This is a genomic window from Mitsuaria sp. TWR114, from assembly GCF_007997345.1.
In genome coordinates this window covers 1-658 of record NZ_VOSR01000994.1, presented here as the reverse complement: position 1 = coordinate 658, position 658 = coordinate 1, and the positions used below count along the sequence as shown (strand labels likewise).

Here is a 658-nt window from a genome sequence, read left to right as displayed (position 1 = left end):
GGCCATCGCGATCGCGGCGGCCCGCAGCGCCTGCTCGGGCTCGTCCGCGTTCACGCGCAGGACCGGCGCGTCGATCATGCGGGTGACGTCGGTGCAGTACTGCGCGGGCCAGGCGCTCATCGGGTTGGGCTCGGTGAAGCCGACCTGGTTGTTGATGATCACGTGCACCGTGCCGCCGACCGTGTAGCCCGGCTTGCCGCCCAGCATCAGCGTCTCCATCACCACGCCCTGCCCCGCGAAGGCGGCGTCGCCATGCAGCATCAGCGGCAACACCAGGCGCCGGCCGTCCTGGTCGGCGCGCTCGCGGCTGAGCGCGTCCTGGCAGGCGCGCGCCAGGCCGGTCAGCACCGGATGCACGCTCTGCAGGTGGGACGGGTTGTGCGCCAGCGTCAGCGTCAGGCGGCCGCGTGGCGTGTCCAGCTCGCGCTCGCCGCCCAGGTGATAGACCAGGTCGGTGTGGCGCTCCGGATGCGGCGACTTCGGATCGAAGTGGTCCAGCACCTGCGCCGGCGGGAAACCCATCAGGTTGACCAGCACGTTGACCCGCCCGCGGTGCGGCATGCCCAGGAAGATCCGCCGCACGCCGTGGCCGGCCGCCTCGGCGCAGAGCGCGTCCAGCAGCGGGATCAGCGTCTCGTTGCCTTCCAGCGAGAAGCGC

At 72.0% G+C, this 658-nt stretch carries 1 protein-coding gene; it reads right to left on the bottom strand.

Annotated features, from left to right (window positions below; genetic code table 11):
* The coding region (locus FUT87_RS26640; protein WP_255512058.1) for a thiamine pyrophosphate-dependent enzyme at window positions 1-658 on the bottom strand (658 nt) is incomplete at both ends.